General features: G+C 44.2%; 1 protein-coding gene. It reads right to left on the bottom strand.

What is annotated here, in order from left to right:
• Window positions 1–396: protoheme IX farnesyltransferase (locus tag HC176_RS17175; RefSeq protein ID WP_167920223.1), on the bottom strand; the 396-nt coding region annotated here is incomplete at both ends.

Genomic DNA, 396 nt, shown 5'->3' with positions numbered 1-396 from the left:
GATTCCAAAGTTTCCAGTTGCTGCAACCCATCCCAGCATAAAGGGTATTGCACCGGGAAAAGCACCCACAAATACAGAAAGAGGAGTCTTTGTCTTCAAAGGAGTGTAAACGCACACATACAAAAAGATGCTTATGGCGCCAAACATTGCCGTCCTGGGATTAATGAGATACAGGATCACAAGACCTGTGACCGTAAGTGCACTGGCAATTATAAATGCAGTGTTGACAGACATTCTTCCTGAAGGCACAGGCCGGTTGCTGGTCCTCTTCATCAATACATCCAAATCTTTTTCAAGGATCTGGTTATATGCATTTGATGCACCCACCAAACAGTAGCCTCCAATAGACAACATGATCACAGTAAGCAGATCTATACTTTCTGCCCCCAGGAAATA

Source organism: Tamlana crocina (assembly GCF_012037625.1).
The sequence above is the reverse complement of the archived record's forward strand: the minus strand, read 5'-3'. Positions and strand labels throughout refer to the sequence as shown.